This window comes from Vineibacter terrae (assembly GCF_008039615.1).
Taxonomy (GTDB): Bacteria; Pseudomonadota; Alphaproteobacteria; order Reyranellales; family Reyranellaceae; genus Vineibacter; species Vineibacter terrae.
This window is the reverse complement of the sequence record NZ_VDUZ01000003.1, coordinates 12639-31431: the sequence shown is the minus strand read 5'-3', so window position 1 is coordinate 31431 and position 18793 is coordinate 12639. Positions and strand designations below refer to the sequence as shown.

The following is an 18793-nucleotide window of genomic DNA, read 5'->3' as shown; positions in this document are numbered from 1 at the left end:
TCTCACCGCCGGCGGAACATCGGACGACCGGCCATCTTGGCGAAGCGCCAGCTGCCGTCAACGCGCACCAGGCTGGTCTCGAACCGATAGATGGCCATCGGCACATCCAGCGGCGCCGGTCCCTCGCCTGCTTCGCCCGTATGAGCGAACACCGTGTTGTAGAAGCTCACCTCGGCATGGTCGGCGTCGGCGGCATCGACCACCAGGTTGCTCACGATATGGCACGTCGAGAGATCCTTGGGGCGCTCCCGCATCGCCTGCCGCACCATGTCAGGCCCCTCGAGGGCCTTGCCCTGGCGGTGCCACACGCCGTCGGCGGCCATCAGCGCCGCCAGCTTCTCGAACTCGGCAGCGTCGAGATGCTGGAAGAACAAGGAGATCGTATCTGAAGGTGTCTGCATGGTCACGCTGCTCCGGCCCAGCTCAGCCGTCGGCGCCCTCGCCGACTCGAAGCCGACGACCGCTGTCGTTTCCTCCCGCATCCTTCCCGAGCCTCTCAGATGCACCGAAGTGCCAATTTCTAGCCGGCTCCAGCTATAGAAAGATAATACAAGTTTACGGCAGGGTTATTCATTGGTGGATAGATATGCGCGGTCACCTATTCGGCGCCGAACATCGTGATCGGGGTGGACAGGGTCAGGAACACGGCCTGCCCTTCGGGACGGTTCTGGGTGTTGAACTCACTGAAGAACTTGATCCGGGCCGAGACCGGGTGGCTGGCGATCAGCATGTTGTAGGCCATGGTGGCGCCCACCGCCGTCACCCTTCCCTTGAAGCCGCCCAGGCGCGCGCCTGAGCCGCTGTCGTTGGAGAGCTGCTGGTAATGGTAGCCCAGCAGGCCGACCGAGAACTGCTTGCCGATGTTCTTCGAGACTGACCACTCGAGATGGAACTCGGTGCCGGTCTTGTAGTTCGTCACCGGGTTCTTGCCGTTCACCGTGACGCCGATCGCCATCGACAGGTCGAGGCCGAGCTCGGGGTCCAGCCATGTGAGCGAGCCCGTGAAGTCGGCGCCCCAGTGGTGGAACGCGACGTTGGCCAGCTGGCCGGGATGGTAGTCGCCGGTCGGCGTGTTGACGAGGGCGGTGACATTCCAGTGGAACTTGCCGGCATGCCAGCCCAGCATCGGCCCGAAGACCAGATCGCCGATCGTGAAGGTGCTGTCGGAGACCGACCGGCTGAACTCGTTGCCGCGCGGTCCGACGACAGACGCCAGCGCCGTGATGCTGGGGCCGCCGACCGGGATCACGATGGTGAAGCCGAGATTGCCGCCGGCGACGTCCCATGGCGCCACGGCAAGGAACGTCAGGAAATCGCCGTAGAGCTGCGCCTTGACGCCGGCGACGATATTCCCGTTCAAGGGCAGGCCCTTGGAGCCGCCGAAATGGCCGTCGTAGAAGTAGAAGTCGTTCTGGAAGAACACGCCGGGCGGCGGCAGCACACCCGCGCCCGGCCCCTTGTTCCCCAGCAGATAGAACCCGGCGCCGTTCTCGGCCGCCTGTGCGCCGCCGGACATCGCAATAGCCGCCACCGCCGCGGCGGCCAGCCGACGGATCCGGGTGAAGCCCAGGCGCCGCCGCGGACTGCCGGCATGGCTGGACGACCTGTCAAAACGCTGATTCTTCATAAGGCTCCCACGGGATACAGCCTCCATCTTCACGGCTGCGGCAGCGGCACGACTATCCGAAAACCGAACCGTCCATCCTGAACCTGGGTGGCGACCGGGGAGGCATTCCAACAGGGCGCTATCATGAAGGCCTTCCATCGGCGCTTGCCGGGACGGCTCGCGGGGGTGGTCCGGCGGCTGCGTCCTTCCCGCCCGGCAGCATGCGCACGAAGCGCTCGGTCAGGATCGGCCCCAGGACCGAGCTGACCACGACCAGCACGAGGATCGTGTTCAGCATGCGCTCGTCGATCAGCCGCACGCCGGCTTCATTGACGGCCTGGTAGCCGACCAGCGCCGCCGCCAGCGTGGCCGCCACCTGCGGCATGGTGAGCGACCCCATCAGGCCGCGGTCGATCGTCGAGAAGCCCCAGCGCCAACCCACGATCTGCGCCGCCAGCCACTTGCTGGCCAGCAGGCCCAGCACGACCGCGAGCACCAGCGGCGCGTTGTCCAGGATGGTGGCGACGAACACCTTCAGATCGATAAGGAAGCCGGTCACCAGGAAGAAGGCCGGGATGAAGAAGGCATCGCCGAGGAACTCCAGCTTCTCCTTGGCCGGCGATTTGCGCACGACCGCATTGACCGCGAGGCCGGCCAGGAAAGCCCCCAGGATGCCTTCGAGCTTCATCAGCTCGGCGATCGAGGACATCGCCGCGACAATGAGCAGCATGAGGGTGAAGGCACCGTTTTCCGTATTGCCGAAACGATCGAACAGCCACTTGCCGGCGTAGCCGAGGCCGACCACGGCGATGGCGATCAACGCCGCCAGCTCGCCGAGCTGAAGGGCGAGCGCCGCAATGTCGAAGCCGGTCTGGTGCGTGGTGAGACAGACGGCCAGCACCAGCAGCGACAACATGTCGGTGAGGATCGTGGCGCCCACGGTGATGGTGACCGACGGACGCGACACCAGCCCTGCCTTCTGGATGATCGGGTAGGCGACCAGCGTATGCGATGCCATGAGCGAGCCGATCAGGATCGCCGAGATCGCGCCATAGCCGAAGGCGAAGCCAACAGCCATGCCGGCCGCCATGGGCAGGGCGAAGGTCGTAAGGCCGAAGGCCAGCGAGCGGCGGCGCGCGGCCTTGAACTGCTGCAGGTCGATCTCCAGCCCGACGAAGAACATCAGGAGCAGCTTGCCCAGCTCGGCGATGAAGTTCGCCGCCTCGGCATGGCGCGGCATCACGCCCAGCCCGTGCGGACCGACCAGAACGCCGGCGATGATGAAGGCCACGACACCCGGGATTCGCAGCCGCTCCGTCACGCGCGGCAGGAACAGAAGGACGAAGGTGATCACCACGAACCGCGTCAGCGGCGGCAGGTCCAGGCCGGCGGCAGGAATGATGTCCATGACCGTGGTCCCCCATTGAAGTCTGCCCCGCTTTCCGCCAGGGCATTCGCAAATGACCTCTCTGTCATCCCGAGCGTCAGCGAGGGATCTCCTGCGGCAAGGCGCGCGGTGCGCAATTCACGGGAGATCCCTCGCTACGCTCGGGATGACGGCAGGGGCATATGTGAATGCCCTGCGCTTTCAGCGGAGAGAAGGCTTCACGCTTCGTCTTCCTTCAGCAGCTCCTCGCGCGCCTTGGCCAGCTGACCGCGCGCGGCGTCATCGAGCGTGGGATATGCCGGACCCAGCCGCTCCAGCGCCTCGACCAGCGCGCCAGCGACGATCAGGCGCGTGAACCACTTCGCATCGGCCGGCACGACATACCAGGGCGCCTCCGGCGTGCTGGTGTTGCGGATCATGTCCTCGTAGGCGGCCATGTACGCATCCCACAGCTTGCGCTCGGCGATGTCGCCCATGGAGAACTTCCAGTTCTTGGACGGCGTGTCGATGCGCTCGAGAAAGCGCTTCTTCTGCTCCTTGCGCGACAGCTGCAGATGGAACTTGAGGATGATCGTGCCGCTACGCGCGAGGTGGCGCTCGAAGGCGCGGATGTCCTCGAACCGTTCCTGCCACAAGGCCTCCTCGCCCGCCGGGTTGCCGGGCAGCCGCTGCCGCGCCAGCATCTCGGGATGGACGCGCACGACCAGCACCTCCTCGTAGTAGGAGCGGTTGAAGATGCCGATGCGGCCGCGGTCGGGCAGCCGCAGCGTGGTGCGCCACAGGAAGTCATGGCGCAGCTCCTCTTCGGTCGGGGCCTTGAAGGAATGGACGTCGCAGCCTTGCGGATTGACGCCCGACATCACGTGCTTGATGGCGCTGTCCTTGCCTGCGGCATCCATGGCCTGGAAGATCGCCAGCACCGCATGGCGCTGCTGCGCATACAGCCGCTCCTGCAGGTCGGCGAGGCGCTTGATGCCCTCCTCCAGCAGGTCCTTGCCTTCCTTCTTGTTGATGTCGAGCCCGCTGGTGTCGCCGGGATCGCGGTCGGCGAGCCGGAAATGTTGCGGGTCAGCGACACGGAAGCGCCGGACGAACTCGGCGAGATTCATAGCGGATCCTGCGCGTTCAACGGGCGACCGGACGCAGCGCGCGCAGCGCGGCGCCGGATGCACCCGGATTGAGGGTGGCAGCCAGTGACGGCATCCTACGCCTGCTCCGTGCATCCCGGCCACGCAGCCGCCGGCGCGCCATCGTGACGCGGCGCAGCAACGATGCCGGTGACCAGACGCCCGTGTCGGCGTCGGCACTGAACAGCCGGGCCTCGATCAGCGCCAGCTCCCGGTCGAGCATCGGATCCTGCACGGCCGCCCCCAAGGCGGCGATGGTATGGCCTGGCGCCACCGGCCCGAACCGCGCCAGCCAGCCTTCCAGCGCGAAATAGGTCGCGCGCGCGTCGCCGCGGCGCGCGATCTGCCTGAAGCGTGCGAACGACCAGGCTTCGGACTGCAGATAGGCGGCCTGCCGGCCGGCATGCCACCGCTTGCCGTATGCCGCCGCGCGAGGCGCGATCCATCCCAGTCCAGCCAGGATCGCCGCGACGAGCACGATCCAGGGCCAGTGCGCCAGGATCGTGCTCACCCAGGCACGCCATGACATGGCGACGGAGCGACCGCCTTGCGCGCTGCCCGGCAGGGTCGGATTTGCCAGGACATGCAGCGTGACCGCATCGACCCGCACACGCTCGACCTTCTGCTCGGCCAGGTTCCACCACGCGATCTCGATCGCGGGCAAGGCGTAGTCGCCCGGCTTCTGCAGGATGTAGCTGGCGCGATCGACGCGCGTGCCGGTCAGGACGCCCGAGCGCTGGTCGGTGTGGTCCTGCAGCGTCGGCTGATCCGGGTAGACGGCCAGCCCGTCGGCCGCCGGGAACGACGGCGGCGGCAGGACCATTGCCGGCAGGCCCTGGACCTCGATCGTGATCGTGCGGGTCACGGCATCGCCCACCTTCCTGTCGCCGGATGGCGGGTCGACGGCCTGACGCACCGCGAGGCCGTTTGCGGCGATGAACGGATCGAGCGACTGCGCAGCCGCCGGGATGAATGCCTCGAAGGCCAGGGCGGGCAGCGTCACCTTGCCCTGCCGCCCGGCCGGCGGCTCGGCGGCGTAGGTGAAGGCGATGCTGTCCGGCGCGATCGCGTAGCGCCCCGCCTCCTGCGGATGGATGGCGATCTCGTGCCGGATGCCGGCATAGGTGGCACCGTCCTTCTGCTCGGAAAGATTGATGTTCCCCAGAGGCCGGCTGACGGCATTGCGCACCTGGATGTCGGGGAACTCGGGTGGCGCGGTGAAGTAGTTGGGCGCCATCAGCTCGATGCGCAGCGTCACCGGCTGGCCGACCACGACACGCTTGGGCTCGAGCGTCACGCGCAGGATCGGCTCGGGTCCCGCCGCCGGCTGCGCCGCGGCTGTTGCGCAGCACAACAGCCAGGCGGTGATCACGCAAGATGGCGCACCGAAGGCCGTGACAAGAATGACAAAAAGCACAGAAACTATTTTCCTCATTGATTTCAAATACTTGCTCCAGACCGAATCGAGAGCGGAGATTGACAGAAACTGACAAAAACTCGCGTCGATATTGATCACGGGCATGCTCATGGGCACCACCACGGTTGCGTGTGGAGCGTGGTGCTGCCTGACGTCGGCAACCGGCGACAGCGCCCGAGACAGCAGCCCGGCGGCGGCTTGCCCTGTGACGGCCGGGCCAGCGGAACGCCCGAAACCCCGGCGGCGGGTATGCGTGGTGTTGCTCTGGCCGGTATATAAGGCGTTCTGAATGGTTGCAAGAGTACGAAACGAGGCGAACCATTTTTCTTTGGACCGCGGGCGTCCACGCCCGCATCGGCGCGAAGCGCCGACCATGTCGCCCTCCGCTTCGCTCCGGGCGATTGCGGGCGTGGACGCCCGCGGTCCGAAAGAATGAACACCCTCATCATGGCTTCGCGGCCTGGATGGCGAACTTCAGCTTCAGGAAGTCGGCCGGCGAGGTCTGCACGGCGCGCATCCACGCCTCGGCGGCGCCCTCCGTGGTGACGTCCTGGGGCTGCACCTCGACCCGCTTGCCGCCCTTCTGCTTGGGATCGACCTTCGTCTCGTCGGCCTTCATGTCCGGCGGCTGCTCACCCTTCTCCTCCTTGCGCCGCTTGGCCTCGGCCGCCTCGAGCGCGGCGCGCACAATCGCGAGGTTCTGCTTGGCCGCGGCATGGCCGGGCTGCGCCGCCAGCACCTCCTCATAGGCCTTGATCGCCTTCTCCCAGGCGTGGTTATGCGCCTCCGCATTGCCCAGCGCGAAGTGCCCCTCGACCGTGTCGATCTTCCGGAACGCCTCGGCTGCCGCCAGATAATCGAACGCGCGATAAGCCGCGATGCCGCGCCACATCGGATCGGTAAACAACTTGGCAGCCGCCGCGTTGTCGCCACGGTCGAACGCCAAGCGCCCCTGCTGGTCCAGCGTCAGCCACAGGTCCAGGAACTTCGGCGCCGCCTGCTCCTGGGCGCGCGCCGGCGGGGCCGGCGCCAGCGCGAACGCAACCAGCAGCACCCACGGCACGGTGGAACCGCGGCGGAACCAGAACAGCCCCAGCAACGCCACCGGCAGCACCAGCCAGTAGCCCTCGTCGCGCCAGCGCGCGCCGACCTGCTCGGCCTGGGCCGCCTGGTAGTGGGTCTCGATGCGGCCCTCCAGCGTATGAATATCATCGTCATCCACGGTGACCGCCACGGATTGTGATCGCAGGCTCGAATCCATCTGGCCTGCCGCGCCGGGCTGCATCACCCGCAGGATCACCACGCCGTTGCGGCCGGCCGCCTGCTGCACCGCGGCCGCGTCGGCGCCGACGACATCGTCGGCGACCAGGAGGATGGTGCCAGCGACCGGCTCCGGCGCCAGGGCGCCGGCCGCGAGCGTCAGCGCCGCCACGGCCTTCTTGCCCTGCACGGGCATGAGCCCCGGTGCCAGCGCCATCAGGAACGGCTCGATCACCGCCCTGTCGTCCGTCAGCGGCATCACCAGATGGGCGCTGCCGGCATAGGCGACCAGGCCGGTGCGTGCGCCGGCACGCGCACCGAGCAGATCGCGGATCTTCTGCTTGGCGCGTTCCAGGCGCGAGGGGGCCACGTCCGTGCCGCCCATCGACGCGGAGACGTCGAGCGCGATCATCAGCGGCGCCTTGTCTTCCACGAAAGGCGGCAGCTCGCGGCGCCAGCTCGGCCCGGCCAGCGCGATGGTTCCGATCACCAGCGCCGCCGCCACGAGGTGCGCCGGGCGGACGAGTCCCAGCCCTTGAGGGCGCACGACAAGGTGCTTCAACAGGTGCGGCTCGATCGCGCCGCGCCATTGGGCTTCGGCACGGTCCCGCCGCAGGATCTGCACCAGCATGGCGATCGCCGGCAGCAGCGCGATCAGCCACCATGGCCGCAGAAAATGGAAGGGAAAGGCGTCAGGCATGGCGAATGCGCCCTTCGCTGAACGCTTCATGGTGAGCTTGTCGAACCATGAAGCGTTTCGCACCACCATCGTGCAGGGCCTTCATGGTTCGACAAGCTCACCATGAAGGCCTTGTTCGCGCTCCCCTCCCCGCCTTCGCGGGGAGAAAGATAAAATCACATCGCGCGCCAGCAGCAGCGCCCACAGGCCCAGCACCAGCACGATAGCGACACCGAGCGGCCAGTGGAACAACGGCAACCTGGGCCGCCAGGACAGCGTCTGCAGCTTCACGGGCGCGAGCTTGTCGATGTCGCCATAGATCGTCTCGAGCTGGGCTGCATCCTCGGCGCGGAAGAACTGCCCCTTCGTCGTGTCGGCAACCGTCTTCAGGGCATCGAGGTCGACGCGGTTCTCGCCCTTCGCGTGCGGATCACCGATGCCGATGGTGTAGATGACGAGGCCGCGCTGGTGGGCGATATCGGCGGCATGTGCCGGCGGCACCCGGCTTGCGGTGTCGTTGCCGTCGGTCAGCAGGATCAGCACCTTCTGCTGCGCCTTGCTCTGCTCGAAGGCTTTGATCGCCAGTCCGATCGCATCGCCGATTGCCGTCTGCTGACCCGCCATGGCGACCTGTGTCTGATCGAGCAGCATCTGCACGGTGGCCAGATCCTGCGTGAACGGGACCTGCACATAGGCCTTGGTGCCGAACAGGATCAGCCCGATGCGATCACCGTGCCGCCGGGCCACGAACGCGCTGACCACCTGCTTGACGCCGGCGAGGCGCTGCTGCATCTGCCCGTCCGGCGCACGGAAATCGGCTTGCTCCATCGACCCCGACAGGTCGACCGCCAGCATGAGGTCGCGTGCCGAGACGTCGCGCGTGATCGGCCCGCCCACCCATTGCGGCCGCGCCAGCGCCGCGACGATCAGCACCCAGGCGATGGCCGCGACGATGGTCTGGACCGCCAGCCGCCGCATGACAACCGCGCCGCGCTGCGGCGTCTGCCCGACCGCCGCCGCGAGCTGACCGAAGAACGGCACCTGCACCGAGGCCCGCCGCTCGCGGTAGGCCGGCAGCAGCCACCATGCCAGCAGGGGCAACGGCAGCGCCGCGAACACGTAGGGCCAGGCGAACTCAAGCATGGTGCGCACGGATCCAGTGCCGGACCAGGCCGGGCAAGGTGGTGTCCTCTTTTCGGACCGCGCGCGTCCACGCGCGCTCATGATCCGGCGCCTCCGCGCCGGTGCGCGCGTGGACGCGCGCGGTCCGAAACATGACGTCGTCAGACGAAGGCTCGTATGGTCCGGCCGCCAGCGCGCGACCGGGGCCCTGCGTGAAGCCGGTGCCGCCGTAGCTGCGGTCGAGGAACGCGAGCCAGGCCGTGCCCGACAGCGCGGCCACATCGGCACGCGGGAAAGCCGACAGGGCCGTGCGGCGCACCAGCAGCGCCAGGGCCCCGGCCGTCGGTTCCGCAAGGGCATCGAGCTCGGCCAGCGCCGCGCGGCGGTAGCGGTTTGCCCACCAGCGGTGTGCAAGCCACCAAACCGCCACGACCAGACCAATGGCCAGCACGGCGATCACGATGCGCGACGGCCAGGTCTGCGGCCACAGGCTGACCACCGGCGGCAACGGGATGTCGGCCAGGCCGGCAAGCGGATCGGCGGGCGCGTCCTTATCCATGGCCCGCTCCACCAGCAGGACCGGGCCGGCCGCCCCGCCCGCCCGGCAACCGATGGCCCATGAGGTGAGCGATCTGCTGGGCAGGGTCTTCGGCGGTGCTGAGCGGCAGCACCGGCACGCCGAAATCGTGCGTCCACTGAAACACGTCACGAAGCCGGTTCTCGGCCAGATCCAGGATTCCCTGCCGCGCGCCGGCGCGGCCGACATCGAGCAGGATCTGCAGCTCGCCGTCGGTGACCGTCATGCGTCCGGTCGAGGGCAGCTGACTGCGCACCGGGTCATGCACGAGCACGGCGACGACGTCGTTGTGCGCGGCCAGGGCGCTGACGGCATTGCGGGTGTCGTGGTCCGCGCCGTCGAAGTCGCCGATGATCACCACCACGGCGTCATGCAGCGCCAGCCGCCGCGCCTGGTCGAGCGCGCGGTTGAGCATGTCAGGGTTCGGCACGATGCCGCGGCCGACCCCGAGCTGCCGGTTCTGGGTCGCCAGCACCTCCAGCAGATGCAGCGCGGTGCGCCGGCTGCGCTGCGGCCGCACCACGGCAAGGTCGCTGTCGTTGAAGATGATCGCGCCCACACGGTCGCCGGCGCCCAGGATGCGCCAGGTGCCGATCGCGGCGGCTTCGGCAGCGGCCACCGATTTCAGGGCGCGGCGGCTGCCGAAGAACATCGACAGCCGCTGGTCGACGACCAGGATCCCTGGGCGATCGCGCTCCTCGTTGAACACCCGGACATGCGGCTTCTGCAGGCGGGCCGTCACCTTCCAATCGATCGACCGGACATCGTCACCCGGTCGGTAGTCCCGGATCTCCTCGAAATTGAGGCCCCGCCCACGCATGCGCGAGGCAAAGCGCCCCGCCAGCAGGCTGTGCACCGGCTGACGCGAGAGGAACGAGACCTTGCGCCCCCGGTGCTCCAGCGCGATCAGCGCCGCCAGGTCAACATAGATGCCGGTATCACCGCTCGGCTGCGCACACATCGGCGACCACGTACGAAGACATGTCCGAAGCGGTTTAGGCCCTCCCGCATCCCTCGCCTATCCGAAAGCCGAACACTCCCGTGGCCCTGGCGCGCTGCGTATTGCGCCGTATGGCCGCCGGTTCGACGGTTCCCGCTGCTCTTGACATATTAGCATACGGACGATATGTTTTGACATATGGTCGAGCGAACCACGGTCCGTCTTCCTGAAGATCTGATACGGCGCGCCAAACGCAAGGCTGCCGCCGAAGGCCGCTCCCTGACCGCCTTGATCGAAGAAGGACTGCGCCGCGTGTTGAACGAGAACGCAGCGACACGCAAGACGAGACGGGTATTGCCGCCGGTGAGCACGTCCACCGGAGGTTTGATGCCGGGAATCGACCTGAAGGACATGGCTTCGTTGGAGGAGTTGGACGACCTGGACTATGCGCGGCGACTCAGATGATTCTCGCTGACGTAAATGTGCTGATCTATGCGTTTCGCCAGGATTCGGAATATCATGCCGTCTGCAAACCCTGGCTCGACAAGATCATCGGCAGCGACGCGCAGTTCGGCGTATCTCCACTTGCGCTCAGCGCCGTGGTGCGGATCACGACCAATCCTCGAATTTTCAAGAATCCCAGCCCGTCGCGCGAAGTTTTCGCCTACTGCAACAATCTTCTAAGCCAGCCGCACTGCCAGGCCGTGCGGCCCGGCGATCGCCACTGGAAGATATTCACCCGCCTGTGCCTCGAGACAAGCACCCGAGGGCCTCGCGTTGCAGACGCCTGGTTTGCGGCCCTGGCGATCGAGCACGCGTGCACATGGATCACCTACGACCGTGACTACGCCCGCTTTCCGGACCTGGACTGGCGCGAGCCGGTCGCATCAGCCTAGCATCCGGAGCTGACACCCGTCATCCGGAGCGTCTCTTCGACAGGCTCAGGAGAGGGATGACGGTAGGGACATATGCGAATGCCCTGCCCTCCGGGGAAGGATTAAGTCACACACTCTCGGGATGACCGGTGTGTGATCGCAAGTGCCGCGAGATCGCCTCACATCGACGGCTCCCGGTGCTATTGCGCCGCGACCTTCTCGACGTCGGGCAGCACCCAGCCCTTGTCGAAGAACGTCTTCGTCGGCGCATAGACGCGGAACATCAGGTCGAAGCCGCGCTGCGGGGCGGCCGGCACCCAGTCCGCCTCCTTTCCCGCCGGCGCTTTCGGGCCGAAATGGACATCGATCGAACCGTCGGCGTTCTTCTGCATCGCGGGTATCTGCGAGGAGCGGCTCGGCCTGGGCATGTTCTTGATCAAGGCATGCGTCTGACGGTCGTGCATCCATAGGACGTTGCACGTCATCCCGACGATGGTCGCGAAGGTGCGAACAGGTTGTGGTCGATGGAGAATATCGCCGTTATGATTGACGCAACCCAGCGAAGCGCGGCCCGTACGCCGGCCTAATCAGGACTCGCCAGCGCCGCCGAAAGGTGCGCTTATATCTCACCATCGGCAGCGTGCTTTGCCACAGGCGCCGGCGGCTGAGAGACGGTTCTTGCGCTCCCGCCTGTGTTCCAGCGGAGCGCGTCAATGGTCACCAATCCACGCATATATTCCATTCCTGGCATGGAGCAGGCCGCCGATACTATCGCGCGCGCTGCCGTCCGCGTGACCGAGAGCCAGGGTCGCCTGACGCGATCGCATGAGCTGGGGCTGGCTAGTGACAGAATGTGCGCCAAGTCGGCAGAGAGGCTGGCGCGCTCCCGCGCGAGGCTGGCCCGGCAGGAGAGCAAGCCTCATAATTCGAACTGAGGCACCATCCACCAAGCCGTCTGTAGGATCAACAGCTCCAGCGATCAGCATGCAGTGGCGCTCACGGCATTGAGGCAGAGCTTCGAGGATCCGCGCGGAGTCGGGTTTGCAGGGGCCCTGTTCGTGCCTTTCCTGCGCCACGCGATCTTTCCGCAACGCTCTTGGTGGAAGACACCCTGCGCGTCCTTGAGCACTGGCTGGCGCATCCCCGGGGCTCGGGTTGTGCATCCCGGCGAGCGGCACTTCGAAATACTCGGGCGATTAAGGTCCGCCAGCACGGGCAATCTGACAACGGATGCCCGTCTTGCGGCGCTGGCATCGGGCATGGCGCAACCGTCCCCCGCGCGCTTCGACGACCTGCAATGCCCTGCCTGAGGACGAGCGATCCTCGCATGCGGGATCGTCCCTGGGCCGGTCATTCAATCAAGCCCTGCTTTCACTCGTGGCGACCCCATGCCGTGGAACGACTGCCGCGCCGCACGCAACGTGTCGGATGGGCGCTCGCCGAAAAGACGGGCGTATTGCTGCGCGAAGCGGCTCAAATTCTCGAATTGATGCTCGAAGGCAATGCTCGTGACCGAGCCAATGCCGATACGCAGGCAATGGCGAGCGCGGTTGAGGCGCTCGGCGAGCATGTATCGAGCTGGGCTGACGCCGACGACGTGCGCGAAGGCGTATTCCACGGCGCGTGTCCCAACGCCGAGCGCGCGCGCAACGTCGGTCACGGTGGTGCGGTCCTCGTCTTGCCGATGGATGACGCGCAGGGCGGCCAGAGCGAGGTCGTAGCGGGCGACCCGGTGGATCGAAGAGACGGGCGTGGGATCGGCAGGGCATCCCAACATCGCCGCCAAGTGCTGCCGCACGTGCGCGCGCAGCGCCGCGATCCAGAGCGCGGTGTCGGCGCCGGCGCCGGCCGGCATGCGGGCGGCGAACAGCGCCTCCACCCAGCCTGCAAACCGGGCCACGGCGCCAGGATCGGTCGCGTACACGCCCTGCTCCGGGCCGAGGTCCGCCTGGAACGGCTCGGACAGCCGCGTTCCCCACGCCGCCAACGTGTCATGTCGGATGTTGATGGATATCGAATCCCAGGGGACATGGCTGATGGCCACGGTCTCGCGCCGCGGCCCGATCGTGCGCAACGAGCCCGCCGGAAGGTCCATGCCGCACCAGAGCTTGGGCGACAGGTCGAGGGCAAAGCAATGCCATCCGGCATCCCGCGCCGATCGGAAGATCGCATCGCGATCGAACCTGATGTGCGTCAGGATCAGGTCACCGGCATTGAAGCTGTCGAATGCCATGGACAGGGGGCCGGCCGACAGCTGGACCGCTTCCGACTGCAACCCGCGGCAGTGTTCCTGGTATTCATCCAGGCCGCTGATGTGCTGACAGTCGAATGCGTATTCCACGGTCATCCTGGCATGATCAGGCCCTGACAACTGTACAGCTAAAAGTCGTTTGTCTGTAAACTCCCAAACGTGCATGGCCGACGCCACGAACGCGTACCTGCCAAGGATTGCCGGACACGTTCGCTGATATGGTGAGGTGATAAAGCCGCGCCTGGGCCGCCGCACCAAGAACGACGGATCGCGAGCTCGACATATGGATTCCCTATGAAGACCACACTCCAGATCGACGACAAGGTCAGGGTGCAGCTCAAGCGCGAGGCCGCGCGTCAGGGCCGCACGAAGTCCGAGCTGGCGGATACCGCGCTGCGCAACCTGCTCCAGACGCAGAAGGAGCCCGGGGCTGCGGGTCCGTTGCCGGTGTTCCATAGCGGCGGCGCGCTGATCGACATCGCGGACCGGGACGCTCTGTACCAGGCCATGGAAGGGCGATAGCGGGCGTTCGTCTCGGCCCTGCTCGGCTCACCTGGGCTTGGAGTGCTCGTCCCGACACGGCGACACGCTGATGTCGCCGCGCAGGTTCTCAGGGAAGTCCCTCTCTGTCAGGAAACCTGCTTCACGGCAGACGGCCCGTGCATATCGGCAGTTCAAGAGATCCTTCGCTCCTTCCCCGGAAGGGCAGGGCATTCGCATATGCCCCTACCGTCATCCCGAGCGTGGCGAGGGATCTCCCGCGAATTGCGCACCGTGCGCCTTGCCGCAGGAGATCCCTCGCGACGCTCGGGATGACAGCGAGGTCATATGCGAACGCCCTGCCTTCACGCCGCCGCGACCACGGACGCGATCTTGTCGATCGCCTGGTCGGCGGTGATGCCCTCGGCCAACGCCTCGTAGGTCAGGATCAGGCGGTGGCGCAGGCAGTCATGCATGACGGCGCGCACGTGATCAGGCGTCACAAAGCCTTTGCCGTCGAGCCAGGCGCGCACGCGCGCGCAGCGATCGAGCCCCAGGCTGCCGCGCGGGCTGGCGCCGATCTGGATCCACTTGCTCAGCGGCTCGCCGTAGCGATCGGGGAAGCGGGTCGCGAAGACCACGTCGACGATGTAGCGCTGCGCCAGATCCGAGACGAAGATGTGGTCGATCTCGCGCCGCGCGTCGAGGATCGCCTGCTGCGGGATCGGCTTAGGCGGCGGGGGCGCGCCCTCCCCTGACCTGGGCGCCTGCGCATTCTCTTCGCGCACGAGCTTGATGATCTCGCCCTCGGCCGCCTCGTCGGGATAGGTGATCACGACATGCATCAGGAAGCGGTCCATCTGCGCTTCCGGCAGCGGGTATGTTCCCTCCTGCTCGATCGGGTTCTGCGTTGCCAGCACCATGAACAGCGCGGGCATCTTGTACGTCTTGCCGGCCACGGTGACCTGGCGCTCCTCCATCGCCTCCAGCAGCGCCGACTGCACCTTGGCCGGGGCGCGGTTGATCTCGTCGGCCAGCACGAGATTGGCGAAGATCGGCCCCTGCTGGAAGCGGAACTCGCCGCCCTTCTCGGTCTGCAGGTAGATCTCCGCGCCGGTCACGTCCGACGGCAGCAGGTCGGGCGTGAACTGGATGCGCGACAGGTCGGCGGCGAGGTTCTTCGCCAGCGTCTTGACGGCACGCGTCTTGGCCAGGCCCGGCAGGCTCTCCAGCAGCAGGTTGCCGTTGGCCAGCAGCCCGATCAGCATGCTCTCGATCAGGCGGTCCTGGCCCAGCACGGCACGGCCGATGCGCGCCTTGAGCTCGAGCACGGCGTCGCGCGTGGGTGATGGGGCGGGTTGAGTCGGTGTGCTTACGTCGGTCATATCTCGCTCGGTCTTCTCTTACCTTGGACCGCGCGCGTCCACGCGCGCACTCGCTCGAAGCGAAGCGAAGAGCGGATCCTCGTCGGCGCTGACGCGCCGATGCGCGCGTGGACGCGCGCGGTCCGAATGGAAAGACATGCCTACTTTGGCGCCGGGAAGACCGTGCGCCAGTCCTTCTTCATGTCGACCACCGTCCATTTCCGGGCGATCGCCTCGTCCAACGCCTTGTCGAGCTTGCCGACATGCGACTTCCGGTCGTAGGCGAACTCGCGCTCGGCATCGGTGTGGTGCACCAGCCCCATGAAACGCGCGCCCTCGCCCGCTGCCGTGTACTGAAGCATCTGCTGGTCGCCATCCGAATTGCCGAAGGCGAAGATGGGACGCCGGCCGATGAAGCGGTTGATGCCGACCGGCTTGCCCGGCCCATCGTCGATGAACTCGACCTTGGCCTCCTTGGTGAGGGATGGCTTGCCGTCCTTGCCGATCTGGAACTTCACGACGCCCGACGAGCCGACCACCTGCTCCGGCGGAATGCCGTAGGTCCGTTCCGCGAAGACGCGCATGAACTCGACGCCGCCGCCGGACACGATGAACGTCTTGAAGCCGTTGGCACGCAGCCAGGCCAGCACTTCCAGCATCGGCTGGTACACGAGCTGATCATATGGCCGGTTGAAGCGCGGATGGCGGGCGGTGGCAAGCCAGTCGGCGACAGTCTTGGCGAAGGCCTCGGTCGTCATCCCGGCGTGCGTGGCAGCCACGATCTGCAGCAGGCCTTTCTCACCCGCAGCGGCCAATGCCCGCTGGTCGCCCTCGAGCACCGCCTTGAAGGGCTGCTTCGTCTTCCACTCCGGATGCTGCGGCGCCATCGCCTTGACCCGATCGAGCGCGAAGGCGAGCTGGAAATAGGCCGGCTGTTCGGCCCACAGGGTGCCGTCGTTGTCGAAAACAGCGATACGCTCGGCGGGCTTGACATAGTTGGCGATACCTTCGTGTGTCACCCGCTCGACGAAGTCCGTGATCGCTTTCTTCGCATCGCCATCATTCCACGACGGCAGCGGCTCAGCCTGCGCCCGGACCGGCACGGCACCCATGCCGCAGAGCGCAGCGACCAGGCCCGACCTCAGCAAGGCGCGACGACCATGCATATCGGATTTCTCCTATTTCCCGTGCGCCGCGTCGAAGCTGCGCTGCATCTTCTCGACGATCTGGTCGATGCTGAAGCTCGAAGGCCGCTGGCTGGGAGGGTATTCCTTGAACGTGGCGAGGAACTGGCCCACGATGGCGGGCGCCGCCAAGAACACGCCCGCCCCATCCGACATGAGCCAGTCGTAGTAGGTATTCGAGGTTATGTCGGCGCGCTCGAACGGGTCGGCCCGCAAATCGAACAGCTTAGGGGCACGCAGGGACGTGAATGGCTCGGCCCAGATCCGCATCGTGCCGGTCGCCCGCTGCTCCTCGAAGACGACCTTCCAGTTCTCGTAGCGCAAGGCCACGAGGTCGCCATCGTCGTTGAAGTAGATGAACTCCTTGCGCGCGCCCTTCGGCTGCTGGCCGGTGATATGGGCAAGCTGGTTGTAGCCGTCGAGATGGACCTTGAAGGTCTTGGCGCCGGCCTGGTGACCCTTGAGCAGCTTTTCCTTGATGTCGGCCTCGCCCGCCGCCGCCATCAGAGTCGGCACCCAGTCGAGGCCGCTGATCAGCTCGTTCGAGACGGAGCCCGGTTGAATGCGGCCGGGCCAGCGGATCATGCAGGGGACGCGGAAGGCGCCTTCCCAGTTGGTGTTCTTCTCGCTGCGGAACGGCGTCGTTCCCGCATCGGGCCAGGAATTCTGATGCGGACCGTTGTCGGTGGTATAGAGGACGATGGTATCGTTGCCGATCCCGAGGTCGTCCACCGCCTTCAGGATCTGGCCGATGGTGGCGTCATGCTCGACCATGCCGTCGGCGTACTCGGTTCTGGCGGTCAGGCCCGGCGGGCTGCGATGCGATTCGCGCACATGCGTGCGGAAATGCATGCGGGTGGAATTGAACCAGCAGAAGAATGGCCGGTTGGCCTTTGCCTGGCGCTGCATGAAATCGATGGCCGCCGCCGACGTCTCGTCGTCGATCGTCTCCATGCGCTTGCGGGTCAGCGGACCGGTGTCCTCGATCTTGCCGTCGGCGGACGACCTCACGACACCGCGCGGACCGAAGCGCTTGCGGAACTCGGGATCGCGCGGATAGAAGCGGTTCTCCGGGTCTTCCTCGGCGTTGAGATGGTAGAGATTGCCGAAGAACTCGTCGAAGCCGTGATTGGTCGGCAGGAACTCGTTGCGATCGCCGAGATGGTTCTTGCCGAACTGGCCGGTGGCATAGCCCAGCGGCTTGAGAAGCTCGGCCAGCGTCGCATCCCGCGCCTGGAGCCCGACGGTGGCGCCCGGCATGCCCACCTTGGAAAGACCGGTGCGCAGCGTGCACTGGCCCGTGATGAAGGTCGACCGGCCCGCCGTGCAGCTCTGCTCGGCGTAGTAGTCGGTGAACATCATGCCTTCGCGGGCGATGCGATCGATGTTGGGCGTCTTGTAGCCCATCAGGCCGAAGGAATAGGCGCTGAGGTTGGTCTGACCGATGTCGTCACCGAAGATCACCAGGATGTTCGGCTTGCGCCCGGAAGGCGGCGTGGGTGCCTGCGCCCGGGCTGGGGCGGTGGATTGCGCCACCAGCACCGACGCGACGGCCGCCGACGCTGTCGCCAGGGTCGTGCCGCCCAGCAGCACGTTGCGCCGGTTGACACCGGGATGTTCAGGATCGGACACACGGTTGCCGCCCGCAGCTTCGGGCTCGACGGATTTCCTGGACATCCACGCCGCTCCTTTCGTTGACGACAGGCCGCGACAAGGCCCGATAATGCGCCGCTGTGGCGACATCTTCCTGCGGCGGGTGGCCGGTCCTCTATCCGAAACCCGAACCGCGTCGCTGGTATCCGGGGTGCGAAACGACCGTCATTCCGCGGCGTCGCGGGGCGCGTCTTCCCGGCTGGTCAACCAGGCCGGCATCTGCAGGCTCCAGTAGAGCGCACAGCTGCGCAGACCGCCGATGAACGCCAGCGCGGCCAGGCCGCTGTAGGCAAGGCCGGGGGTGGCGTGCCGCAGCAGGACCAGCAGGACGCAGCCCAGCAGGATGGGGGTTGCATAGATTTCGCGCGACATGAGCAGCGTCGGCCGCCCGGCCAGGATATCGCGCAGCAAGCCGCCGCCGATGCCGGTAAGCACCCCCATGGTGACAGCCACGGGCGCGCCGAGCTGGAGGGCAAGCACCTTGTCCGTGGCGACCACGGCAAACAGCGCCGCGCCCCATGCGTCCAGGTAGAGCAGAGGCCGGTGGCGCAGCGATGGGCGCTTGAAAAAGAAGGCCACGAGCGCGGCTACCACGGCGACCCAGACATAGTTGAAGTCCCTGATCCAGAAGACCGGCGCGTCGATGGCCATGTCGCGCACCGTTCCGCCGCCCAGCGCAGCCACGACCCCCAGGATCAGCCCACCGATCACATCCAGGCCTTGACGCTTGACCGCCAGCACGCCCGTGGCGGCAAACACCGCGGTTCCAATCATTTCAAGATAGTAGAGAAGCATAGGTCGACACCCGATCACAGCCAGGGGATTCGCATATGACCTCGCTGTCATCCCGAGCGCCCCCTTCGACAGGCTC

At 66.5% G+C, this 18793-nt stretch carries 18 protein-coding genes; 3 read left to right on the top strand and 15 right to left on the bottom strand.

Translation table 11 applies throughout. The features are described from left to right. Positions 1–2: 2 nt before the first annotated feature. From FHP25_RS03235 to FHP25_RS03195, 9 genes are all read right to left on the bottom strand, one after another. The gene (locus tag FHP25_RS03235; RefSeq protein ID WP_178133251.1) at positions 3–401 is read right to left on the bottom strand and encodes a nuclear transport factor 2 family protein; all 399 of its coding nucleotides are present in this window, start codon (positions 399–401) and stop codon (positions 3–5) included. Positions 402–598: 197 nt separating this feature from the next. Beyond that, entirely contained in the window at positions 599–1627 is a 1029-nt protein-coding gene (locus FHP25_RS03230) for a SphA family protein (protein ID WP_147845461.1), read from the bottom strand. A 121-nt stretch (positions 1628–1748) separates the two neighbouring features. Continuing rightward, positions 1749–3014 carry a cation:proton antiporter gene (locus tag FHP25_RS03225; protein WP_147845460.1) on the bottom strand — a complete coding sequence of 422 codons (1266 nt, stop codon included), beginning with the start codon at positions 3012–3014 and terminating at the stop codon, positions 1749–1751. A gap of 197 nt (positions 3015–3211) precedes the next feature. After that, positions 3212–4102, bottom strand: coding sequence for a polyphosphate kinase 2 family protein (locus FHP25_RS03220; RefSeq protein ID WP_147845459.1), 891 nt, complete (start codon positions 4100–4102; stop codon positions 3212–3214). Between the two features lie 16 nt (positions 4103–4118). Next, the gene (locus tag FHP25_RS03215) at positions 4119–5912 is read right to left on the bottom strand and encodes a BatD family protein (protein ID WP_147845458.1); all 1794 of its coding nucleotides are present in this window, start codon (positions 5910–5912) and stop codon (positions 4119–4121) included. 70 nt (positions 5913–5982) lie between these two features. Continuing rightward, entirely contained in the window at positions 5983–7527 is a 1545-nt protein-coding gene (locus tag FHP25_RS03210; protein WP_178133250.1) for a VWA domain-containing protein, read from the bottom strand. A 51-nt stretch (positions 7528–7578) separates the two neighbouring features. Continuing rightward, the gene (locus tag FHP25_RS03205; RefSeq protein WP_147845456.1) at positions 7579–8619 is read right to left on the bottom strand and encodes a vWA domain-containing protein; all 1041 of its coding nucleotides are present in this window, start codon (positions 8617–8619) and stop codon (positions 7579–7581) included. Next, entirely contained in the window at positions 8612–9157 is a 546-nt protein-coding gene (locus FHP25_RS03200; protein WP_147845455.1) for a DUF4381 domain-containing protein, read from the bottom strand. The genes FHP25_RS03205 and FHP25_RS03200 overlap by 8 nt, the downstream gene beginning before the upstream one ends. Next, a complete protein-coding gene (locus FHP25_RS03195) occupies positions 9150–10136 on the bottom strand; it encodes a DUF58 domain-containing protein (RefSeq protein WP_147845454.1) in 987 nt (328 codons plus the stop codon). Before FHP25_RS03195 ends, FHP25_RS03200 begins: the two co-directional genes overlap by 8 nt. Before the next feature lie 177 nt (positions 10137–10313). Here FHP25_RS03195 and FHP25_RS03190 point away from each other — a divergent pair, with 177 nt between their 5' ends. Continuing rightward, on the top strand, positions 10314–10580 hold the full coding sequence (locus tag FHP25_RS03190) for a DUF6364 family protein (RefSeq protein ID WP_147845453.1): 267 nt from the start codon (positions 10314–10316) through the stop codon (positions 10578–10580). Beyond that, on the top strand, positions 10577–11011 hold the full coding sequence (locus FHP25_RS03185; protein ID WP_147845452.1) for a type II toxin-antitoxin system VapC family toxin: 435 nt from the start codon (positions 10577–10579) through the stop codon (positions 11009–11011). The genes FHP25_RS03190 and FHP25_RS03185 overlap by 4 nt, the downstream gene beginning before the upstream one ends. A gap of 179 nt (positions 11012–11190) precedes the next feature. On the opposite strand, the gene FHP25_RS03180 is transcribed toward FHP25_RS03185, so the two are convergent. Then, positions 11191–11454, bottom strand: coding sequence for a DUF1214 domain-containing protein (locus FHP25_RS03180; RefSeq protein ID WP_331461661.1), 264 nt, complete (start codon positions 11452–11454; stop codon positions 11191–11193). An 890-nt stretch (positions 11455–12344) separates the two neighbouring features. Next, positions 12345–13337, bottom strand: a complete 993-nt coding sequence (locus tag FHP25_RS03175; RefSeq protein ID WP_178133249.1) for a helix-turn-helix transcriptional regulator — start codon at positions 13335–13337, stop codon at positions 12345–12347. A gap of 198 nt (positions 13338–13535) precedes the next feature. Between FHP25_RS03175 and FHP25_RS40620 the strand changes: the two genes are divergently transcribed. Then, on the top strand, positions 13536–13763 hold the full coding sequence (locus FHP25_RS40620; RefSeq protein WP_178133248.1) for a CopG family transcriptional regulator: 228 nt from the start codon (positions 13536–13538) through the stop codon (positions 13761–13763). Positions 13764–14086: 323 nt separating this feature from the next. On the opposite strand, the gene FHP25_RS03170 is transcribed toward FHP25_RS40620, so the two are convergent. From FHP25_RS03170 to FHP25_RS03155, 4 genes are all read right to left on the bottom strand, one after another. Beyond that, positions 14087–15106: an AAA family ATPase gene (locus tag FHP25_RS03170; RefSeq protein WP_147845449.1), complete on the bottom strand. Its 1020-nt coding sequence runs from the start codon at positions 15104–15106 to the stop codon at positions 14087–14089. Positions 15107–15246: 140 nt separating this feature from the next. Next, positions 15247–16197 (bottom strand): HAD family hydrolase, encoded by a 951-nt coding sequence (locus FHP25_RS03165; protein WP_231712198.1) that lies wholly within the window; start codon positions 16195–16197, stop codon positions 15247–15249. A gap of 66 nt (positions 16198–16263) precedes the next feature. Then, complete coding sequence (locus tag FHP25_RS03160; RefSeq protein WP_147845447.1) at positions 16264–17946, bottom strand: arylsulfatase; 1683 nt, start codon at positions 17944–17946, stop codon at positions 16264–16266. A 141-nt stretch (positions 17947–18087) separates the two neighbouring features. Beyond that, positions 18088–18717, bottom strand: coding sequence for a trimeric intracellular cation channel family protein (locus tag FHP25_RS03155; protein ID WP_147845446.1), 630 nt, complete (start codon positions 18715–18717; stop codon positions 18088–18090). Between the last annotated feature and the right edge of the window lie 76 nt (positions 18718–18793).